Source organism: Winogradskyella sp. A3E31 (genome assembly GCF_046720935.1).
GTDB lineage: Bacteria > Bacteroidota > Bacteroidia > Flavobacteriales > Flavobacteriaceae > Winogradskyella.
Map to the genome: position 1 here is coordinate 11,555 of NZ_JBHNWH010000003.1, position 21,649 is coordinate 33,203.

The 21,649-nt window shown below is 35.7% G+C and carries 16 protein-coding genes; 5 read left to right on the forward strand and 11 right to left on the reverse strand.

Going from position 1 to position 21,649, the window contains the following annotated elements; translation table 11 throughout:
* Positions 1–29: 29 nt before the first annotated feature.
* Positions 30–1,874 (reverse strand): 30S ribosomal protein S1, encoded by a 1,845-nt coding sequence (gene rpsA / locus ACFEMA_RS04460; protein ID WP_411766824.1) that lies wholly within the window; start codon positions 1,872–1,874, stop codon positions 30–32.
* 281 nt (positions 1,875–2,155) lie between these two features.
* Here rpsA and ACFEMA_RS04465 point away from each other — a divergent pair, with 281 nt between their 5' ends.
* Positions 2,156–2,533, forward strand: coding sequence for a LysM peptidoglycan-binding domain-containing protein (locus ACFEMA_RS04465; protein ID WP_411766825.1), 378 nt, complete (start codon positions 2,156–2,158; stop codon positions 2,531–2,533).
* A 29-nt stretch (positions 2,534–2,562) separates the two neighbouring features.
* Here ACFEMA_RS04465 and cmk read toward each other — a convergent pair whose 3' ends face one another.
* From cmk to lon, 3 genes are all read right to left on the reverse strand, one after another.
* Entirely contained in the window at positions 2,563–3,267 is a 705-nt protein-coding gene (gene cmk, locus ACFEMA_RS04470; protein ID WP_411766826.1) for a (d)CMP kinase, read from the reverse strand.
* Complete coding sequence (porQ, locus tag ACFEMA_RS04475; protein WP_411766827.1) at positions 3,267–4,286, reverse strand: type IX secretion system protein PorQ; 1,020 nt, start codon at positions 4,284–4,286, stop codon at positions 3,267–3,269. Before porQ ends, cmk begins: the two co-directional genes overlap by 1 nt.
* Before the next feature lie 188 nt (positions 4,287–4,474).
* Entirely contained in the window at positions 4,475–6,928 is a 2,454-nt protein-coding gene (gene lon, locus ACFEMA_RS04480) for an endopeptidase La (RefSeq protein WP_411766828.1), read from the reverse strand.
* Between the two features lie 228 nt (positions 6,929–7,156).
* On the opposite strand from lon, the gene ACFEMA_RS04485 reads away from it, so the two are divergent.
* Genes ACFEMA_RS04485 through ACFEMA_RS04500 form a run of 4 tightly spaced genes read left to right on the forward strand, consistent with a single transcriptional unit; the run spans position 7,157 to position 10,090 of the window.
* Complete coding sequence (locus ACFEMA_RS04485; protein WP_411766829.1) at positions 7,157–7,714, forward strand: RNA polymerase sigma factor; 558 nt, start codon at positions 7,157–7,159, stop codon at positions 7,712–7,714.
* A gap of 5 nt (positions 7,715–7,719) precedes the next feature.
* Positions 7,720–8,283, forward strand: coding sequence for a hypothetical protein (locus ACFEMA_RS04490; protein ID WP_411766830.1), 564 nt, complete (start codon positions 7,720–7,722; stop codon positions 8,281–8,283).
* Positions 8,261–9,340, forward strand: a complete 1,080-nt coding sequence (locus tag ACFEMA_RS04495; protein WP_411766831.1) for a hypothetical protein — start codon at positions 8,261–8,263, stop codon at positions 9,338–9,340. Before ACFEMA_RS04490 ends, ACFEMA_RS04495 begins: the two co-directional genes overlap by 23 nt.
* A 21-nt stretch (positions 9,341–9,361) precedes the next feature.
* Positions 9,362–10,090 (forward strand): head GIN domain-containing protein, encoded by a 729-nt coding sequence (locus tag ACFEMA_RS04500; protein ID WP_411766832.1) that lies wholly within the window; start codon positions 9,362–9,364, stop codon positions 10,088–10,090.
* A 70-nt stretch (positions 10,091–10,160) separates the two neighbouring features.
* Here ACFEMA_RS04500 and ACFEMA_RS04505 read toward each other — a convergent pair whose 3' ends face one another.
* The 7 genes from ACFEMA_RS04505 to ACFEMA_RS04535 form a co-directional block, all read right to left on the reverse strand.
* On the reverse strand, positions 10,161–11,216 hold the full coding sequence (locus ACFEMA_RS04505) for a hypothetical protein (RefSeq protein ID WP_411766833.1): 1,056 nt from the start codon (positions 11,214–11,216) through the stop codon (positions 10,161–10,163).
* A 37-nt stretch (positions 11,217–11,253) separates the two neighbouring features.
* The gene (locus ACFEMA_RS04510) at positions 11,254–12,555 is read right to left on the reverse strand and encodes an MFS transporter (RefSeq protein WP_411766834.1); all 1,302 of its coding nucleotides are present in this window, start codon (positions 12,553–12,555) and stop codon (positions 11,254–11,256) included.
* Between the two features lie 65 nt (positions 12,556–12,620).
* On the reverse strand, positions 12,621–13,451 hold the full coding sequence (locus ACFEMA_RS04515) for a M48 family metallopeptidase (protein ID WP_411766835.1): 831 nt from the start codon (positions 13,449–13,451) through the stop codon (positions 12,621–12,623).
* Between the two features lie 97 nt (positions 13,452–13,548).
* Positions 13,549–15,954 (reverse strand): glycoside hydrolase family 31 protein, encoded by a 2,406-nt coding sequence (locus ACFEMA_RS04520; RefSeq protein ID WP_411766836.1) that lies wholly within the window; start codon positions 15,952–15,954, stop codon positions 13,549–13,551.
* 147 nt (positions 15,955–16,101) lie between these two features.
* Entirely contained in the window at positions 16,102–18,015 is a 1,914-nt protein-coding gene (gene glgB / locus ACFEMA_RS04525) for a 1,4-alpha-glucan branching protein GlgB (protein ID WP_411766837.1), read from the reverse strand.
* A gap of 2 nt (positions 18,016–18,017) precedes the next feature.
* The gene (locus ACFEMA_RS04530) at positions 18,018–19,652 is read right to left on the reverse strand and encodes a trehalose synthase (protein WP_411766838.1); all 1,635 of its coding nucleotides are present in this window, start codon (positions 19,650–19,652) and stop codon (positions 18,018–18,020) included.
* A gap of 2 nt (positions 19,653–19,654) precedes the next feature.
* Complete coding sequence (locus ACFEMA_RS04535) at positions 19,655–21,592, reverse strand: alpha-1,4-glucan--maltose-1-phosphate maltosyltransferase (protein WP_411766839.1); 1,938 nt, start codon at positions 21,590–21,592, stop codon at positions 19,655–19,657.
* Positions 21,593–21,649 lie beyond the last annotated feature (57 nt).

The following is a 21,649-nucleotide window of genomic DNA, read 5'->3' on the forward strand; positions in this document are numbered from 1 at the left end:
CTTTTAAACATTATAAATATCTGGAAGAATTATTTCTTCTTACCGTCCATTTTATCTTTAAGCGCTTGTAATGCATCATTAGCATCTCCTAAAGTAGGTTTTGCTTCTGCTGCTTGAGCTTCTGCTTTACGAACAGCTTGCTTTACAATTTTTGCTTCTTCTTCTCTAAATACTGCAGTATGTGAAGCTACTACTCTCTTGAATTCTTTATTGAACTCAATGATTTTGAATTCTGCTTCATCACCTTTCTTTAATTTAGAACCGTCCTCTTTCTCTAAGTGACGAGAAGGAACAAAAGCTACGATATCTTCATTAAACTCAACTGTAGCACCTTTATCAACAATCTCAGAGATTTTTGCAGTATGCGTTGTGTTTAATGCGAAATCAGTTTCGTACTTATCCCAAGGGTTTTCAGTTGTCTGCTTATGACCTAAAGATAATTTACGTCCTTCAACATCCAGTTCTAAGACAACCACTTCTAAGGTGTCACCAACATTACAGAACTCAGATGGATGCTTAATCTTCTTAGTCCAAGATAAATCCGAGATATAAATTAACCCGTCAATACCTTCTTCTAATTCAACAAATACACCAAAGTTTGTAAAGTTACGTACAATCCCTTCGTGCTTAGAACCAACTGGGTACTTAGATGTAATATCTGTCCATGGATCTGGTGTTAATTGCTTAATACCAAGAGACATTTTACGATCTTCTCTATCTAATGTTAAGATTTGAGCTTCGATTTCATCACCAACAGATACAAAATCCTGAGCCGAACGTAAATGTGTTGACCAAGACATTTCACTAACGTGAACTAATCCTTCAACTCCTTCAGCTACTTCGATAAATGCACCGTAATCAGCGATAACGACAACTTTTCCTTTCACCTTGTCACCTACCTTCATTTCTTCAGATAATGCTTCCCAAGGATGCTTAGATAATTGCTTAAGACCTAACTGGATTCTAGATTTGTTCTCATCAAAATCAAGAATTACAACATTTAATTTCTGATCTAATTCAACAATCTCGTTTGGATGGTTGATACGAGACCAAGATAAATCTGTAATATGTACTAAACCATCTACACCACCTAAATCAATAAAGACACCATAAGAAGTAATGTTCTTAACAACACCTTCTAATACCTGTCCTTTTTCTAGTTGGCCAATGATTTCTTTTTTCTGTTCTTCGATATCTGCTTCAATAAGCGCTTTGTGAGAAACAACAATGTTTTTAAACTCGTGATTGATTTTTACAACCTTGAATTCCATCGTTTTGTTCACGTACTGGTCGTAATCTCTAATTGGCTTAACGTCAATTTGAGAACCAGGTAAGAATGCTTCAATACCAAATACATCCACAATCATACCTCCTTTAGTTCTGCACTTTACAAAACCATTTACGATTTCACCATTGTCGTGAGCATTGTTTACACGCTCCCATGCTTTGATGACACGTGCTTTTCTGTGAGATAATACCAACTGACCTGTAGCGTCTTCACGCACGTCAATCAATACCTCTACTTTGTCTCCTTCTTTTAAATCTGGATTGTAACGAAACTCATTAAGTGAAATAACACCTTCTGATTTTGCGTTAATGTCGATGATAGCGTCACGATCTGTAATTGCAATCACAGTTCCTTCTACGACCTCATCATCTAAAGTATCAACGAAATTTTCGGATACTAATTTTTCGAATTCCTCAAGCTTAGCATCAGCTACTTGCTCAATACCTTCTTCGTAATTGTGCCAATCGAATTCCTTTAAGAATTTTTCTGGATTTTTTTGAGCTTCAGATACTTGTGGAGCTTCTACTGTTGCTGCTTCAGTAGCTTCAACCGCTACTTCTGCTTCTTTTGTTTTGTTTTCAGCCATTGCTGATTAAAAATTTGTATTCTACAGATTTTGAAAGTAATTGCAAATAAAATACTATAGAAGTATTAATTTGTTTTTAAATATGTTCCTTTTATACTTTCCGAGATTTGCTAAAAAGGAGCGCAAAAATACTCTTTTATTCGGAATAAAACAAACTAAATATTAAGACTCTCTTATATTGTAATCAATTCTATATCAGTTAAAATAATCAAGAGATGGAGCATTTAAATCAGTTTCAAAAATTGTATCTTTAGAATTATTAATTTTAAAATTTAAATCAAATGAAAAAAGCAAAATATCAAGCCGTACTAGACCTCGGGGAAAAATTGAACATCCAAAATGGAAAAGTTGAAGAATCTGACGGTAAACTTAAAGTGTGGGGGACCGCAAATACGCCTTATGAAAAGAATCTGTTATGGGACAAAATAAAAGAAATTGGTGGGCAAAACCCAGATGATATTATGGCTGATATAAAAGTGGCTGACGAATCGGTTTATGCAAGACATACCGTTTCTTCAGGTGAAACATTAGGAAAAATAGCTAAGCACTATTACGGAGATGCCTCTAAATATAATGCTATTTACAAAGCAAATGATGATAAATTAAAGAGCGCGGATTTAATTTATCCAGATCAAGAATTGGTGATTCCGAATATCTAGTATTAAACAAAATCACAAAAGAAAAGCGACTAATTACAGTCGCTTTTTTTATGGATTAAAGTATTTGCCAAATTTAAAATCCTCAGTAATTGCTCTTCAATTGTCAAGTCCGAGTTATCAATCTCAATAGCATCTTCGGCCTTAACAAGTGGGGAATCTTCTCTAGTCGTATCTATTTTATCTCTAGTCGTTACATTTTCTAAAACTTCGTCATAAGAAATATTATTTCCACGCTCTTTGAGTTCCCTGTATCGCCTTTGAGCTCTGGTTTCAGCTGAAGCGGTCATAAATATCTTTAGTTCAGCTTCAGGAAAAACAACAGTACCAATATCCCTGCCATCCATAACAATCCCTTTCCCTTTTCCCATGTCTTGCTGTTGATTTACCAGCATTTTTCGCACCTCTGAAATGGTTGCTACAGGACTTACGTATTTTGAAACCTCTAAGGTTCGGATTTTAGATTCTACATTTTCATCATTTAAATACACTTCTGCAAAACCGACTTGAGGATTGTATTTAAATTTAATTTGAATGGCATCAAGTGAGGCAATTAACTTTTCCTCATTAACAACATCTTTTTCTATACATTGATTCTGAAGAGCGAATAAGGCAACTGCACGATACATTGCACCCGTATCCACATACACATAACCAAGTTTATCCGCTAATTTTTTAGCAATAGTACTTTTTCCGGTGGAAGAAAATCCATCAATTGCTATAGTAATGTCCCTCATTATTGTAAATCTATTTGAAGCCCAAAAAAGCTTGTGTTAGCCGCACTTGTGTATCTGGCATGTGTATAACTAAATCGCATTCTGTTTAACTTAAAAGAAACACCGAATGATAGCCCTGAGAAATTCCGTTGGTCAACAATTCTTAGTTCTTCTGCCCTTCTAAAGTTATAACCTAATCTTAAATTAAAACCTCTATCAGGAAATAATTCTGCTCCTACTATTAAATGTCGTAATGCATTATTAAAAAAACCAACTTCTTCTTCTGTTTGATTGCCTTCTAAATCTGTTGTTGACCTAGCTGGATTTGATACTCCTATTGGCCATTTTTGAAGATTCTCTAATGTTAAATGCCATCGAATCGGGACGTTTTCCAAAGTTTGGGACATCCCAAAATTAACTTCAAAAGGCAACTTTTCGCGAAGACCTGCATAGGTAGTAAACTGAGTTCCTAAATTCCTTACAGCTAAAGCTGCATGAAAATCTAAATCCTCATTAATATACATTATCCCCAAATCAACAGCTGCACCAAATGAGTTATATTGCTCTAACTTAGAAGAAATTAATTTTACGTTTGTTCCAACATAAAAATCTGCATTAGGAATTTTATAATTATACCCACCAGAAATGGCAACTTCACTACCATTAAAAGTTCCAGTTGAATTACCGTCTATATCATAGCCATCAAATTCCCCGTAATTAATATAAGTCACACCCATGTGAAAGGTTTGCAACCTTCTATCGTAAGTATAGGCATAAGCCGCTGTCCCATAACCAATGCCTCCCAAATAACTTGAGTAGTTTAGTGCCAATTGATTATGCATGTCGCTATTAATCGACGCAGGATTGTACAATGCCTCAGTAACATCATGGTCAAAATTGGTAATAATTTTACCGCCTAAAGCAGCTTGTCTTGGAGAAGATACCAGGTTCAAAAATTGATACGTAGATTCACCCCCTAATTGTGCAAATACAGGCAATGCTATTAATAGTAAAAATAGGGTTGTAATCCTTTTAACCATAGACTTGGCAAAATAACTAAATCTAACTTAGAACGGATATAAGAATTTTTTATTTTTTGAAAAGAAAAAGAAGCAGCATTATAATTGTCATTCCGTTATCCTGCAAGGTCTATTTTTAATCTTGTAGGTATGATTTATAATTTAGAAAAACCTACAAGGTATCTGAAACCTTGCAGGTTAAAACTCTATTATAACGTTTTTGCGTTGCTCACTTTTTGTTTGGTGAGCGCTAACTTTAAAACTTCGGACATATCTTTCACATAATGGAATGTCAGCCCTTTTAAATATTCAGGTTTAATTTCATCGATATCCCTCTTGTTATCCTCGCAGAGTAGAATTTCTTTAATTCGTGCTCTTTTGGCTGCAAGTATTTTTTCTTTAATTCCGCCTACTGGCAACACTTTTCCTCTCAATGTAATTTCGCCAGTCATTGCTATACTCTTCTTTACCTTTCGCTGAGTAAATAAAGATACTAATGAGGTTAACATCGTAACACCTGCACTCGGGCCGTCTTTAGGAGTAGCTCCTTCTGGTACGTGAATGTGTACATTATATTTGTCGAACACCTCTGGGTTAATTCCAAATTCATCAGCATTCGCTTTTATATATTCCATCGCAATGGTTGCAGACTCCTTCATGACCTTACCAAGGTTACCAGTAATTGAAAGATTACCTTTTCCTTTAGAAAGAATAGACTCAATAAATAAAATATCACCACCTACACGAGTCCAAGCCAAACCTGTTACAACCCCGGCAACATTGTTATTTTCATACTTATCTCGTTCTAATTTTGGGCTTCCAAGGACTTCAACAACATCTTCGTTTTTAACTTTTATGTTATAATCTTCTTCCATAGCAATATTTTTAGCCGCATAGCGCACCATTTTTGCTATTTGCTTCTCAAGACCTCTAACTCCGGATTCTCTTGTATAACCTTCTACAATTTTTTCTAACTGGGGTTTTCCTATTTTAAGTGATTTACTATCAAGTCCATGTTCTTTTAGCTGTTTAGGTAACAAGTGTCTTTTAGCTATCTCAACCTTTTCCTCAATCGTATAACCCGTTACATTAATGATTTCCATTCGGTCACGTAACGCTGGTTGAATGGTATTTAAACTATTGGAAGTAGCAATGAACATTACCTTAGAAAGGTCATAACCCATTTCTAGGAAGTTGTCATAGAACTCACTATTTTGTTCTGGGTCCAACACCTCCAACATTGCTGAGGATGGGTCACCTTGGCTTCCTGTTGACAATTTATCAATCTCATCCAAAACAAATACAGGGTTAGACGTTCCCGCTTTTTTTAAACTTTGAATGATTCGTCCTGGCATTGCTCCGATATATGTTTTTCTATGCCCTCTAATTTCAGCTTCATCTCGCAATCCTCCAAGAGACATACGCACATACTCCCTACCTAAAGCTTCGGCAATTGATTTACCTAGAGACGTTTTACCAACACCTGGAGGGCCGTAAAGACACAAAATCGGGGACTTCATATCGTTTCTTAACTTTAAAACAGCTAAGTATTCTACAATACGTTTTTTAACATCGTCCAAGCCAAAGTGATCTCTATCAAGAATTCTCATGGCTCGTTTTAGATCGAATTTATCTTTACTGAATTCATTCCATGGTAAATCCAAAAACAAGTCGAGATAGTTACGTTGAATGCTATATTCCGCTACTTGTGGATTCATTCGTTGCATTTTCGACAATTCCTTTTCAAAATGCTTTTTTACCTTATTATCCCATTTTTTGGATTTGGCACGTTTGCGCATTTCTTCCACTTCTTGGCCAGAAGATACACCACCACCCAATTCTTCTTGGATGGTTTTCATTTGCTGTTGCAAGAAATATTCGCGCTGTTGTTGGTTGATATCACTCTGCACTTTACTCTGAATATCATTCTTAAGTTCTAACTTCTGATATTCAACATTCATGAATTTTAAAGTAGCTAAAGCCCTTTCTTTAAGCTTACTTATCATTAAAAGCTTCTGCTTTTCTTCAACCTTAAGATTCATGTTTGAAGACACAAAATTCACTAAAAACGAATTGCTTTCAATATTCTTAATGGCAAACGTCGCTTCTGTTGGTATGTTTGGACTTTCTTTAATAATCTCTAACGCCAAATCTTTGATAGAGTCAATGATTGCGGTAAACTCTTCATTATTACTTTCGGGCTTAGTCTCTGGCAAATCAGAAATTGTTGCCGTGAAATATGGCTTCTCTGAAGTAATCTCCTTTATCTCAAAGCGCTTCTTTCCCTGGATAATAATCGTAGTATTACCATCGGGCATTTTTAATACTTTCAGAATTCTGGCCACAGTCCCTGTCTTATACAAATCATCTGCTGAAGGGTTTTCTACAGCCTCATCTTTTTGGGCAACAACTCCAATGACTTTTCCTCCCTTGTTGGCATCGTTTATAAGTTTAATGGATGTATCCCGACCTGCAGTAATTGGAATCACAACTCCCGGAAAAAGCACTGTGTTTCTCAACGGTAAAATTGGTAGCGATTCTGGTAAGGACTCGTTATTTATTTGTTCTTCATCTTCAGGCGTCATTAAAGGAATCAATTCTGAGTTTTCATCAAAATCCTGTAGTGACAAACTGTCAAAGCTTATAAAATTTCTTTTTCCCATAGTATATTTAAGTCATTCTGTCATTAAATTATGAAGAATGGGCTTTATTTTAAATTTAAAATTACCAACTTTAAACTGATAATCAGCATATTACTGTATTTTTAAAGTTGATTTCAATACCTTAATTTCAATTGTTATGCCAAGTCTATGAAACAAATTGAAAAGATTTTTTATTAAAACTGTAACAGTCATTAAAATGTTCTATCTATTAAGTAAAGCAATTGTTTTTTGTCGCTAACCAATCAAAATAATGAACAGTTACTATTGCTTTGTAGTACGGGTAATCAGCTTGCGCAGGTTGAAATTTACAACAGGTACTACCATGCAATGTACAATACGGCTTATAGAATTGTAAAAGATTCTTATAAGGCTGAGGATATTATGCAAGAATCCTTTTTAACGGCTTTTACAAAATTAAAGACCTTAAATGATAAAAAGGTTTTTGGGGCTTGGTTAAAGAGAATTGTAGTAAACAATAGTATCGCTGATTATAAAAAAACGTCTAGGCATCTTTCTGTTCCTATAGAGAATGTTGCTTACAAGATTGAAAACGAAACAGTATCTGGTACGGTAGATACTTCAAAAAAAGAAGTACAGCATATTATTGAGGCAATAAATAATTTAAAACCAAATTACAATCTCTGCCTAACCTTACATTACATAGAAGGCTATGATTATGAAGAGATTAGCGACATCATGAAAATTTCTTACGGCAACTGTAGAACGATGATGTCTAGGGCAAAAGAAAGTTTAAGACAAAAATTAATGCCTTTTAAAATGAATTGAAATTAATGGAAAAAGATTACTTAGATAATGTATTTAAAAATTTGAAAGGTGAATTTGATGTTCACTCTCCTTCTGATGAACACAAGGCACGATTCATAGACAAGCTAAATGAAGCGTCAGTAAGTGCTGATGAAACTTCAGAAAGAAAGACGTCCATTTGGATGCCTCTTTTAGTTGCGGCAGCTAGTATCCTCATATGTCTTGGAGTGTTTGCAACTATAAATTCTCAACCTACTGAATATGATCTGGCGAGTGTTTCACCAGAATTGACAGAAACCCAAAATTTTTTCACTTTAACAATTGCTGAAGAACTCAAAAAGCTAGAGGCCGAGCGTTCTCCATTAACAGAAGATATTATTTACGATGCCATGAGAGAGATCAATGAGCTCGAAAAGGCCTATGGTAAATTAAAGCAAGATTTAAAAGCAAGTGGCCAAGACCAGCGTGTTATTTATGCTATGATTTCAAACTTTCAAACACGTATTGATATTTTAACCAATGTGCTAGAGCACATAGAAAATTTAAAAGAACTTAAAACCACACCAAATGATACAGAAATTACAATTTAAACTATTTACCATTTTATTGGCATGCTCAAGCATGGTCTTAGCAAACACATGTACGGAAATACCAAAAGTTACTTTAGAAAAAACTATTGAAAAAACTTATGAAGTTAATTCTAATGCAACTTTAAAAGTGAATAACAAATATGGAAACGTCGATGTAGTGACTTGGGATGAAAATCGCATTGAATTTGACATTACTATTAAAGTGACTAGCAACAGCTCTGACAAAGCTCAGGAAAAGCTTGATGATATTGACGTGAAGTTTTCGGCATCAAGAGAATGGGTTGCAGCAGAAACCCTATTTAGCAAAGAAAAAAAATCTTGGTGGAACTGGGGTAATAACAACGTAAAGATGGAAGTTAATTATACCATTAAAATCCCTGCCACAAATAATGTCAACCTCAATAATGATTATGGCAATATAACAGTTGACCGTCTTGAAGGGAAAGCCGAAATTAACTGTGATTATGGAAAGATTACAACAAAGGAGTTGATGGCAGATAATAACATTCTCAATTTTGATTATAGTAAAGGTTGTTATTTTGAGTACATAAAGAGCGGAAAATTGAATGCAGACTATAGCTCTTATACCATTGCAAAGACCAAAGAACTATCCATTAGTACCGATTACACAGAATCTACTGTTGAAGCTGCCGAGAACATCAATTACAATTGCGATTACGGATCGCTCTCAGTAAAAAATGTCAATAACCTCCAGGGTAATGGAGACTACCTAAACCTTCGCATTGGTAACGTCTTTAAAAATGCTTCTATTAAAGCAGATTACGGTGCCATAAAGATTGACAAGATGGGCTCTAACGCCAGTAATTTAAGTATCGATGCTGATTATGCAGGTATTACCATTGGTAAGGACAGTGCTTACAATTTTAATTTTGAAATAGATCTAAAATATGCAGGCCTTAGAGGAGATGATGGATTTGAATTCAACAAAAGACGAGAAGAATCAAGCAAGAAATATTACTCAGGCTTTTACGGAAACGCAAACTCCGGAAATCTTATAAAGATAAATTCCGATTACGGAAGTGTAACATTTAAATAACAATCAAAAAAACGAACAACAATGAAACAATTAAAAACAATTTTAGTCATTCCTTTTCTATTAGCAATGACATTGTCTTATGGACAAAATTGGGGGAAAGGAGAAAAAGGAAATGGTGATGTCACCACAGTAACACGAAATGTAGGGGATTACGATGGTATAAAATGTGCAGGTTTTATGGACTTTAAACTAGTACAGGGAAATGAAGGCAAAATTACCCTTGAGGGTGAGTCTAATTTATTAGAATTTATTGTTACTGAAGTGAAAAATGGGTCTTTAACTGTAAAAGTGAAAAATGGAAAAAATTTGAAGCCAAGTAAAAACACTCCGATTATCATAACCATCCCTTACGAGTCCATAAACAGTGTCTCGCTATCTGGTTCTGGTGACGTTTGGAATGAAGGAGTTATTAAATCCTCAAATTTTGACACCTCTTTATCAGGCTCTGGAGATGTTGTTTTAAACATTGATTCTAGTTCAACTAAAGGAAGTGTTTCTGGCTCAGGTGATTTAACATTAAAAGGAAATACGACTAATTTAGAAGCTAATGTCACGGGGTCTGGTGATTTCCATGGGTTTGATCTTAACAGTACTAATGTTGATGTGTCAGTAACAGGTTCTGGTGATGCCGACGTTGTATGTAATGGGGAATTAAAAGCCAGGGTTACAGGATCTGGAGATATTGAATACAGAGGAAAACCTAAGAAAGAAGACACCAAGGTTATTGGTTCTGGGAGTATTCAGAATTAATAGATTTGATAAGAACCAAAAGAGAAGCCAGTCCTAAAGGACTGGCTTCTCTTTTAAATATTTTGAGTAATTAAAAAACATCTATAGGAATAAACTCCCCTGTAAAAGTTCTGCTAAAACAAGTTTCTGCATCCAGTAGCAATACATTAAAACAAAGCTCATATTCTTCTGGCGAACCAGAGATGAAAACCCCACCATTAATTATCAATAAGCGGTTATCACAATAAAATTCACCTTGTGTTTCTTCACATCCATCAACATTAGCATTAGAAAAGAAGCCTCCAGAAACAACAGAATCCACATTGGTATTTACAGCTGGATCACCAAAATATTTATGTAGTTCTGTAGTAAGACCATCTAACCCAGCTGACTTCAAAGTAATTTCCAAAAGAAAGGTTTTATTTGTGAAAGATACAAACTCACTATTATCATTTAATTCTGCTGTTCCGTCTGTTATATAAATAGTAGTTACAGAATGATCATCATTTCCATCACCATCCTCATCAGAAAAAAATTCACCAATTTCCATATAAACATTTGCCACTTCAAGACCTGCTGTGTTATCACCATTACATTGGATAGGTTGATTAAAAACATTGACTAAGGTATAACCACATGCGCTGCTTCCTCCAGTCTCGCCGTTCTGAATACAATTTCCTAAGTCGTCAATTATAGCTTGGATAGTGCCATTATTATCTCCACACGCTAAAATTTGATTTTCTAAGGCAGCTTTATAGGCATTGCAGCGCTCGGAATAAGTCTCCGAGGTTGCTTCATCAAAATCTATTTTAGAATTTTCCACAACCTGAGTCGCTTCTTCACAAGTTTGAGGCTCAAACTCAAAAATACAATCACCCAATTCATCAATCCGGCCTTGTAATTGTCCCTCTGAGTCACCACATACAGCTATTTGAGCCTCAAGTGTAACTTTTAAAGCATTACATAATTCAGTATAATTTTCTGAAGTGGCTGCACCAAAAGCTTCAGAAGCATCAATTTGGGCTGCAACAGCTTGTTGACACGCAAACTGTTCTTCCGTTATAAAATCGCCTTCTAATGGCTCGTTATCACAATTAGCGGCAATAAATAAAACAAAGAATGAAGCTAGTACACAAATTTTTTTCATGGATGTGGGAATTGTTTGACAATGACAAACATAAGAATTATCCCGAAGTTTGAAGTTTTGGCACCCTAAACAGCAACATAATTCCGATTAAAAAGAAAATAAAGAGGAATAAAATAGAGTTTCGCATGCTTCCTGTAATCTGATCAATAAAGCCATAAATCAGCATCCCTATGACAATTCCAATTTTTTCAGCCACATCATAAAAACTGAAATAAGAGGTAGTATCTTCTGTCTCGGGTAAAAATTTAGAATAGGTCGATCTTGCCAATGATTGAATACCGCCCATAACAAAGCCAACCATTGTTGCAGTGATATAAAACTGAATAGGCGTTTCAATAAAATAGCCGTAAAAGCAAAGGCTCATCCAAATAAAATTAACCGCAATCAAGGTTTTAATGTTTCCAAATTTTGAAGAGGCCCTTGAGGTTAAAACGGCACCAAAAACCGCTACTATTTGTATTACCAAAATACTGACAATTAAGCCCGTCGTTTTAGCTTCGTTACTTCCCCAATCAATCTCTTCTTCTCCAAAGTAAACAGCAACCAGCATTATAGTTTGTACCGCCATACTAAACACAAAAAAAGCATAGAGATAGCGTTTTAGTCTTAGGTTTTCTTTCAGTTGAAGCCATACCTGATTCAACTCTCTAAAGCCATTAAAAAGAATCGCTTTAGTCACCTTATGACCTTTTGAAACGCCTTTTGGTAACACGTTGAATGTATATTGACTAAATAAGGCCCACCAAACACCAACCATGACGAATGAATACTTCATCATTTGCATTTTATCGGCACCATCCTCTTGGCTCATAACCATACCTAAATTTATCAGGAGTAGAATAACACTGCCAACATAACCCAATGAAAATCCTTTGGCACTAACTTTATCTTGTTGTTCCTTAAATGCAATATCTGGTAAATACGAATTATAGAATACCAAACTACCCCAATAGCCTATGAGGCCCATAAAGTAAAAAAGAAGACTTATGTGAATATGATCCAAACTGAACCAATATAAGCCGATACAACCTGCAGAACCTACATAACAAAAGAATTTCATAAAATTCATTTTGTTCCCAACGTAGTCAGCAATACCAGATAGAATAGGTGATAACACCGCAACTACTAAAAAGGTAAATGCTGTTACAAATGTGATGAGTGCCGTACTTTTAAATTCGTAGCCAAAGGCTTCCACTCTCTTTATTTCAGATAGGAATAACGCTGAGTAAAAAATCGGAAATATAGACGATGCAATGGTTAAAGTATATACAGAATTTGCCCAATCATAAAATGCCCAAGCATTTAGGAGCTTTTTACTTCCTTTTTGAAATGTTCCCATAGGTTTAAATAAAAAAAGCTGCTCAATTTGAGCAGCTTCTAAAGTAGTAATAATTTATAATCTATTTAATTTACTGGCCTAAAAGATGTCACGCCATATTTAGCGGCTTCCTTTTTTGCAGTTGGAGCCAGTGCCTCTAAGTTTTTAATACGAGTATCTGGACTTGGGTGTGTGCTTAAAAATTCAGGGGGTGCTTGTCCTCCGCTATTAGCTTTCATACGCTTCCAAAGTTCAGCAGCTTCATCCGGATTATAACCAGCAACAGCCATTATATACAGCCCTATACGGTCAGCTTCAGTTTCATGCGATCTACTAAAAGGTAGCGTTCCCAAGACCGTTGTGCCTATACCGTAAGCTTGCATCCAAGCTGCTTGACCTTCTGATGATTTTCCACTAGTGCCTATGGCAACACCTGCAGCACCTAACTGTTGCAACATTCCGGTACTCATTCGTTGCTGACCGTGATTTGCCAACGCGTGTGCCACCTCATGCCCCATAATTGCTGCAACACCAGTTTCATTTTTGGCAATAGGTAAAATCCCTGTATAGAAGGCGATCTTACCTCCGGGCATACACCATGCATTTACCTGTTCTGAATCAATAAGGCTATATTCCCATTTGTAATCTGCCAAATACCCTTCGTATCCATTTGCATTTAGCCATCGTTCTGAAGCAACTGCAATTCTCTGGCCAACTCTTTTTATCATTTCTGACTCTGGTGTCCCAGTAATGACTTTGCTCTCGGAAAGTACGGAATTGTACTGCTGAAAAGACGTTGGAAATAATTGGTCATTAGATACCAGCGCCAATGTTTTTTTACCTGTGAAAGGATTTGTTTTACAGGATATTACAAATGCAAGCAAAAGAATACCTGATATTTTTATAATTCGTTTCATAATTTGAAGGTTTTTCAATATTAGACAATAAAGATACTACTAATCATTTCTAATTTTTAACTCAAATGCTCAAATAACTTGTTCAAATTTCAAGCCATTATTTGGCAATAAAGTGTAATTCTGAAAAATTCTTGTCCACTACTACCGATTGAGTGCCATTGATTTTCATGTGGTTTAAAGGAATAGTTTCATTATCTAATTGAATTTCCCCTATTTCAAACGGTAACCCATGAATTTGAATTTTAAAAGTATCGTAAGGAGTTACAAACTTTCCTTCCTTATGCTGATTGATAATTAAATCATTAGCTTTTCCTGTTAACTGGAAGGTTCTCAAACTATAGCGACCTTTTGTATAATCGTAACCATCATTAGCATCACTGTACAGTTCACTAACCTCTTTACCGACTTTATAATAAACATCAAGGACTATTTCCTCAATTTCTTTTTCACCCACATATTGTTGAATTGGGTATTTAGGAATAATAGCACCTTCTTTTACAAAAATTGGCATACTATCTAAATCAGCATCTACCCACATTTCTTTCCCTCCTTTAATCACTTTATCCGTCCAGAAATTATACCAATTCCCTTTAGGCACATACATTCTTCTACCTTTAGCATTAGGCTCTAAGATTGGGCAAGCCAATATATTCTCACCAAAAATAAATTCGTCTGTTCTGTAATGTGTATGCACGTCCTCTTGGTCGTAGAGTACTAAGGACTTTAATAGCGGTGTTCCATTTTGAATATAATTCCAAAACGATGTATATAAATGCGGTAATAACTGATAACGGATTTCAATAAATTTTCTAACAATATCCGTAACGTCCTCACCAAACGTCCATGGTTCTTGTTCTCCATGATCCCCAGAAGAATGCACTCTAAAAAATGGATGGAATACCCCGAGTTGTATCCAACGTGTAAAGAGTTCACCATGAGGCTGTTCCGCAAATCCACCAATGTCACTACCTGCAAACGAAAAACCAGACATAGCCATACGTTGTGCCTGTATATTTGCAATCCATAAATGCTCCCAAGTGGCAACATTATCTCCCGTCCAAGTTGATGTGTAGCGCTGTGTCCCTGAATACGCAGATCTTGTAATTACAAAAGGACGTTTAGGGTATGAATATTTTTTTAAGCCTTGGTAGGTCGCCCTAGCCATTTGCATACCGTATATATTGTGTGCTTTTCTATGACTACAAGGGTTGCCATCATAATCATGGCGAACGTCGTCCGGAAAGGTTTTATTGGGTACTTCCATAACGGCTGGCTCATTCATATCATTCCACACACCTTTTATACCAGTGTCTTCAATAAGCTCTTGAAATAATCCAGACCACCATTCGCGGACTTCGGGATTTGTAAAATCTGGGAAGTAACATTCCCCTGGCCAAACCTTTCCCTTCATGTAATCACCATCGGCGCGCTTACAGAAATAGTCATTTTCTAAGCCTTCCTTAAAAACTGAATAATCCTTATCGATTTTAATCCCTGGGTCAATAATAGCAACTGTTTTAAAACCATCATCTGCCAATTCCTTTACCATTTTTTTGGGGTCTGGAAAATAGTCTTTGTTCCAAGTAAAGCAACGAAACCCTTCCATGTAATCAATATCTAAATAGATAGCATCACAAGGAATTTTCAATTTCCTGAAGGTTGAAGTCACTTCCTTAACCTTTGCTTCTGGGTAATAACTCCATTTACATTGATGAAAGCCCAATGCCCAAAGTGGCGGTAATTGATGTGGTTTTCCTGTTAAATCAGTATAACTTTCAACAACATCATTCATTTTAGGGCCATAGAAAAAGTAGTAGTTCATTTCTCCACCATGTGCCCAAAAACTTGAAACATTTCGTCGTTCACTAGCAAAATCGAACGCTGACCTAAACGTATTATCGAAGAATATGCCATAAGCTTTACTGTTGTGCAAGCCTGTATAAAATGGAATGGCTTTATATATGGGATCCGTATCTTTTCCGAAGGCATAAGAGTCCGTTACCCAATTTTCATAGCGTCTTCCCTTTAAATTAAGATGATTTGGCTTATCCCCAAGTCCATAATAACTTTCGCCATCTTGCGAGACCTTACTCATTTTAACGATGTTTCCACCGTATTCGTAACTTTCTTCCCAATGAAAACCAATTTCATCCTCATTGATCAATACTTTATCAGCAGCATCATAAATGGCTACTCGCAATGATTCCTTTGCTATTTGACAAATTAATTTTGAAGTGGTGATTTCATAAAAATCTTCTTTCTCTTCAATTGTTAATTTATTATAGCCTGTACTCGCATATTTAGTAATGGCATAAGAAAAGTCGTTTTTAAAGTTTCCAGTAGTGGTATAGCGAAAGCGGAAGACACTATCCCTTACTATTGTGACTTGAAGTACTACATCATTTTCTGTTGAAAAGAATAGGTTATCGACATCTTTTTTATAGTCTATTATTTTTGAAGGAAACAGATTTCCTTTACGTTCTAATTCAGTATTTACAATCATAGTGTAATTTGGTAAAATGGCTGTAAAAAAACGGAAAAATTACTTAGCGTGAAAGCCTAAACCCCTCTATTTATCAGCTTTTATTAACTATATCGTTTTCGGAAGAAACTATTGTTGATTTAACAAATATCATTACAAAAGAAGGCCCTATTTTATAGTATATTTAAAAACTACCATACCTAAAGGAGGAATATCTATATTAACAGACTGGTCTCTAAACTGCCAAGCCTCATCTTCGGTAATTGTTAATTTATTTTTGTATTCACCACTACCAAAATACGTTTTTAGGTCACTATTGAAAATCTCTTTTAGTTTGCCTTTTTTTGGCACCCCAATTCTGTAATTTTCTCTTGGTATTGGCGTCATATTACAAGCAATAATTAAATCATCTTTTGCGTCATTTCCCTTTCTAATATAAACGAGGACAGAATTTTCAGCATCGTTATAGTCAATCCATTCAAAGCCTTCTGCAGAGAATTGCTTTTGGTGTAATGCAGGCTCATTTTTATAAAGCTTATTTAAGCCTTTTATTAACGCTTGTACTCCCTGATGCGGTTTATAGTCCAACAAATGCCAGTCTAGACTTTGCTGAAAATTCCATTCTTCACTTTGACCAAATTCAGATCCTTGAAATAATAGATTTGTCCCAGGGTGTGTAAACATATAACTATACAGCAACCTTAAATTTGCAAACCGCTGCCATTCGTCACCAGGCATTCTTCCCAGTATGGAATGCTTTCCGTAAACAACTTCATCATGACTTAAAGGCAACATAAAGTTTTCAGTGAAGGCATACGTCATGCTGAAGGTTAAGTCGTTTTGGTGATGCTTTCTATAAATAGGTTCTTTAGCAAAATATTGAAGGGTATCGTGCATCCAACCCATCATCCATTTCATTCCAAATCCTAATCCTCCCAAAAAAGTTGGTTTTGACACCATTGGGAAAGATGTAGATTCCTCTGCTATGGTCTGTACATCGGGAAACGCTCCATAAACGGCTTCATTCATTTCTCGCATAAATGAAATAGCTTCTAGATTTTCTCTTCCTCCATACATATTTGGCTCCCATTCTCCATCTTCTCTACTATAATCCAAAAATAACATCGAAGCTACAGCATCAACCCTAAGTCCATCAGCATGGTATTGATCTAGCCAAAAAATAGCATTACTGATCAAAAAAGATTTCACCTCATTACGACCGTAATTAAAGATTAAGCTCTTCCAATCTGGGTGATACCCTTTGCGCTTATCAGGGTGTTCATAAAGGCACGTACCATCAAAAAAGCCAAGTCCGTGTGCATCCTCAGGAAAATGTGATGGCACCCAATCTAAGATAATTCCAATGTCATTTTGGTGCAACTTATCAACCAAAAGCTTAAATTCTTCAGGGTATCCAAAACGCGATGTTGGCGCAAAATAACCTGTTAATTGGTAACCCCATGATGGATCATAAGGATATTCCATAACTGGCATCAGCTCAACATGTGTAAACTCCATGTCTTTGACATACTTTACCAAATCATCAGCTAATTCTACGTAAGATAGGAAGCGATTTTCTTCAATCTGTTTTTTCCAAGAGCCTAGATGCACTTCATAAACTGAAAATGGGGCGTCTAAAGCATTGTGCTTTTTACGTTTTTTCATCCAAGCTGCATCTTTCCAAGTATAAGGCTCGTCCCAAACTATAGAGCCTGTTTTTGGCGGATGTTCAGCTCTACGAGCATAAGGGTCTGCTTTCTCGGTTTTAATATCGTTATGATGGCTTTGTATTTTATATTTATAGATACTTCCTTTTCCAGCTCCTGGAATAAATCCTTCCCAGATACCACTGGCATCCCAACGCACATTAAGTTGGTGCTCTCCTTCTAACCAGTAATTAAAATCACCAATAACCGAAACTGCTTTAGCACTTGGTGCCCAAACAGCAAAGTATGTACCTTCAACCCCGTCTAAGGTCATGACATGAGACCCAAACTTTTCATACAATCTGTAGTGCTTGCCTGCCTTGAATAAATCAATATCAAAATCAGTAAATAAACTATGTACTATTACTTCTGCCATATTTAACTATTAATAATATTTGAAATTCCTTTTAATGGAATAACTGCCCATCTCGGGCGTGAATTCAGTTCGTATCCTAACTCATAAACGGCCTTTTCTAATAAAGAATATTTAAGCAGGAAGACTCGTTCTTGTTGGTAGCCTATATTTATGTTAGCATTCTGAATTTCGATGACATAAGCCCCTAAAAAAAGACCTATTAGGTATTGATATAAAATTTCCCCAGCTTCAAAAAGTGCATTTTGATCTTGCTTGTACTTTTCCTGATTATTGAAAATAGTAGCGTAGATAGCATAATGAAACGATCTAAACAAACCAGCGACATCCTTTAGTGGTGGCTGCTTAACTTTTCGGTCTCGTATAGTGCTCTCTGGCTCACCTTCAAAATCTAGAATATAAAAATCATCATCTTTAACAAGCACCTGTCCTAAATGATAATCCCCATGAACTCGGAGTCGTTCTCCTTTTAATTTTGTCCAATTAAAATCAACAAAACGCTTCCTGATATCATTCTTGCGTTCTAAAAATTCTTGAGCCAATTCTAGAGCCAACCCATCGAGTTTATGAAGACTATTTTCAATGGTGTTCAATCGATTTTGAAATTGGTATAACAATCTGTTTTTTAGCCAAACCTCATAATCGCCATTGAATCGTGCTGGTGTAAAACTGGTATCTTCAAATTCTGAACCCAACGCGATGTGCATTTCTGCTGTACGCTTGGCCAATTTTTCAATTTTATTAAAAATATTAAGACCTGCCCAATCAATAACTTGGGGCGGAATATCCCTTATTTCTAATCTCTCAAATCGTTCAGTATTCGGAAGATCTTCAATATTGATTCTTTTGTACTCTAAATTAGAAAATATCTTATGCAATTCATCCAACATATACTCCCAAGCGTCTCCGTCATTCTCTACCATTGCCTGCATTAAACCAATGGTGATATTTACATTTTCGTGGTCTTTAATTTGAATGCTTCCCAGATAAGCAGGTGTATTTTTAAACTCTTTTTTTTCGGATAGAAAACGGCTCATTTCGTAATCTGGATTTCTATCGGCATAAATACGCCTAAAGAATTTTAGAACATATTTCTCATTGTAAACAATAGAAGTATTACTCTGCTCCATACCCATAAATCGAGAGGATTCGTAATCCTCCTCTCCAAAGTTTAAACTTTTATGGTATTGAACTCGGGTGGTATCATTAGGAATAGCTGTTTGAATACGCTCATACACAACACGTCTAAATGCTTCGAGATTAATAGCATCAATAATAAACCCTTCTTGATTTTGAATACTCAATGGAAGAATTCGATCATCTTGTGCAAAGTTTTTATCTGAAACAAAGGCTATTGGTAAAAAATAATGTTGGTAAAAGGCTTCTGTAAAATTAACCTCTAGAATCAGTCCATAATACACTTCTTCGTGTTGCTGAATTCTAAAGTATTCTGATAATTCAATGTATTTTAATTTACTAGATTTTCCACCATACCAGCGTTGCTTTACAATGTATTTTTCTAGAACGTCTGACAAAAAAACCTTTATAAATTCAGGGTCTTCCATAAGCTCTTCCCATTCCACATCAAAATTATATGGTGGTTTGAGAAGATGTGATGCTTTGTCCGACTTTTTTGCCATTATTATTTTTTAATCTTAAATATATGGAAGGGCAACGTAGGGTGTAATTCTACAAAATTCCACTCACCATGCCAATTATAGCTACTACCCGTAATTAAATCCTCAACAGAAAATTGTTGGCCTTCGTGCAACTGTAAATCTTTCATAGGAAGTTGTGCGGTGCCCTGTTGAGAATGATATTGATCCAGACTTATAATAATCAGCAATTCGTTAGTCCGCTCTTGATCCCATTTGTAAAAAGCCAAGAGGTTATCATTTTCAATATGGCAGAATTTTATATTATTGGTTTGCTGTAGAGCTTCATTATTGTGCCTTATATGATTGACTTTTGAAATTATTCGAGTCAATTTATTTTCCTTAAACCAATCGTAATGGCACAATTGAAACTTTTCTGACATGTAATACTCTTCCTTACCTGGTATCGCTTCGTTTATCATCTGCTCAAAAACAGGCCCGTAAATCCCAATATTAGAACTCAATGTTGCTGCTAAGGCATAACGCTGAATAAATTTAGATTCATTGGCTCCTTGCAAATGGTATGGATTTATATCTGGTGTATTTGGCCAAAAATTAGGTCGCATATATTCACGTTGGTCGGATTGCGTCAGCTCTGTCATATATTGAATAAGCTCGTGCTTGTTGTCTCTCCACGTAAAATAGGTATACGATTGGGTGTATCCTTGTTTGGCTAATTGCTGCATTACCTTTGGTCTAGTAAATGCTTCTGCTAAAAAGATAATATCCGGGTGTTTTTTCTTGACTTCAGAAATTGCCCAGTTCCAAAAGTAATAAGGCTTTGTATGTGGATTATCTACCCTAAACACCTTAATCCCACAGTCTATCCAATGAAACAAAGTATCTAGACATTCTTTCCAAAGATTTTTATAGTCCTTACTTTCCCAGTAAATAGGCAAAATATCTTGATATTTTTTAGGTGGATTTTCTGCGTATTGTACCGTACCGTCTGGTCTCCACTTAAACCAATCAGGGTGTTCTTCTACCCAAGGATGATCTGGGGCAGCTTGCAAGGCGTAGTCCATAGCAATCTCAATACCTTGATCTTTGGCATCGTTAATCAATGCTTTAAAGTCATCTAAAGTTCCTAGTTTTGGGTGAATGTCTTTGTGTCCACCTTCTGGGGATCCAATACCCCAAGCAGATCCAACATCACCTTTTTGAGCTACAGTTGTATTGTTTTTTCCTTTTCTATTTTTATAACCAATTGGATGGATTGGTGGAAAGTACAAGGTATCAAATCCCATATCTGCAATACGCGGTAATAATCTATGACAATCCTTAAATGTACCATGTTGGCCTTCAGTCTCTGAAGCAGATCTTGGGAAAAATTCATACCAAGTACTGAATAATGCCTTTTTACGATCGACATAAACCTTAAACTCCTGGGTTGTGTTTGCTAAGTGCTTTTCTGGATATTTATAGAATAAGTCATGTAGCTGTTCACTCTGTGCTTCTTTAATGGCGTCGTCGTAACGATCAGGGTTTACAAAAGCTTCTAAGCAATATTCTATATATTTTTTCTCTGCACCATTGGCCTTTTTTAAAATGGGCTTTATCAATTCGGCTCCTTCAAGTAATTCGGATTTTACATGCTGACCGTCATCAATCTTTCGTCCTATACCATGTTGCCAATTGAGAGCATCATCGACCCAACCTTCAATTTTATAAGAATAAAAGCCTTGCTTATTTACAACAAAAGAACCTGTCCATTCATCATTTTCAATTAAATGTAAACGAGATTCACTCCAATTACGTTCTTTCTCATGTTTATAAAGAACAGACGCCGAAATAACATCATGACCGTCAACTAATACATGTGCAGTAATATCAACGACTTCATCGACAACGCGCTTTATAAAAATGTCTCCGCCATTGATTTGCGGTGAGACAAAATCTATAACTACTCTTTTTTGGTTTAGCATATTATAAGAATATTGGTAGGTATAATTCGAATTTAATAAATTTCAGGGGGATAAAAC

What these genes read in the sequence shown, in the direction of transcription:
- rpsA (WP_411766824.1), bottom strand. Translation starts at nt 1,874, where the DNA reads ATGGCTGAAAACAAAACAAAAGAAGCAGAAGTAGCGGTTGAAGCTACT.
- ACFEMA_RS04465 (WP_411766825.1), top strand. Translation starts at nt 2,156, where the DNA reads ATGAAAAAAGCAAAATATCAAGCCGTACTAGACCTCGGGGAAAAATTG.
- cmk (WP_411766826.1), bottom strand. Translation starts at nt 3,267, where the DNA reads ATGAGGGACATTACTATAGCAATTGATGGATTTTCTTCCACCGGAAAA.
- porQ (WP_411766827.1), bottom strand. Translation starts at nt 4,286, where the DNA reads ATGGTTAAAAGGATTACAACCCTATTTTTACTATTAATAGCATTGCCT.
- lon (WP_411766828.1), bottom strand. Translation starts at nt 6,928, where the DNA reads ATGGGAAAAAGAAATTTTATAAGCTTTGACAGTTTGTCACTACAGGAT.
- ACFEMA_RS04490 (WP_411766830.1), top strand. Translation starts at nt 7,720, where the DNA reads ATGGAAAAAGATTACTTAGATAATGTATTTAAAAATTTGAAAGGTGAA.
- ACFEMA_RS04495 (WP_411766831.1), top strand. Translation starts at nt 8,261, where the DNA reads ATGATACAGAAATTACAATTTAAACTATTTACCATTTTATTGGCATGC.
- ACFEMA_RS04500 (WP_411766832.1), top strand. Translation starts at nt 9,362, where the DNA reads ATGAAACAATTAAAAACAATTTTAGTCATTCCTTTTCTATTAGCAATG.
- ACFEMA_RS04505 (WP_411766833.1), bottom strand. Translation starts at nt 11,216, where the DNA reads ATGAAAAAAATTTGTGTACTAGCTTCATTCTTTGTTTTATTTATTGCC.
- ACFEMA_RS04510 (WP_411766834.1), bottom strand. Translation starts at nt 12,555, where the DNA reads ATGGGAACATTTCAAAAAGGAAGTAAAAAGCTCCTAAATGCTTGGGCA.
- ACFEMA_RS04515 (WP_411766835.1), bottom strand. Translation starts at nt 13,451, where the DNA reads ATGAAACGAATTATAAAAATATCAGGTATTCTTTTGCTTGCATTTGTA.
- ACFEMA_RS04520 (WP_411766836.1), bottom strand. Translation starts at nt 15,954, where the DNA reads ATGATTGTAAATACTGAATTAGAACGTAAAGGAAATCTGTTTCCTTCA.
- glgB (WP_411766837.1), bottom strand. Translation starts at nt 18,015, where the DNA reads ATGGCAGAAGTAATAGTACATAGTTTATTTACTGATTTTGATATTGAT.
- ACFEMA_RS04530 (WP_411766838.1), bottom strand. Translation starts at nt 19,652, where the DNA reads ATGGCAAAAAAGTCGGACAAAGCATCACATCTTCTCAAACCACCATAT.
- ACFEMA_RS04535 (WP_411766839.1), bottom strand. Translation starts at nt 21,592, where the DNA reads ATGCTAAACCAAAAAAGAGTAGTTATAGATTTTGTCTCACCGCAAATC.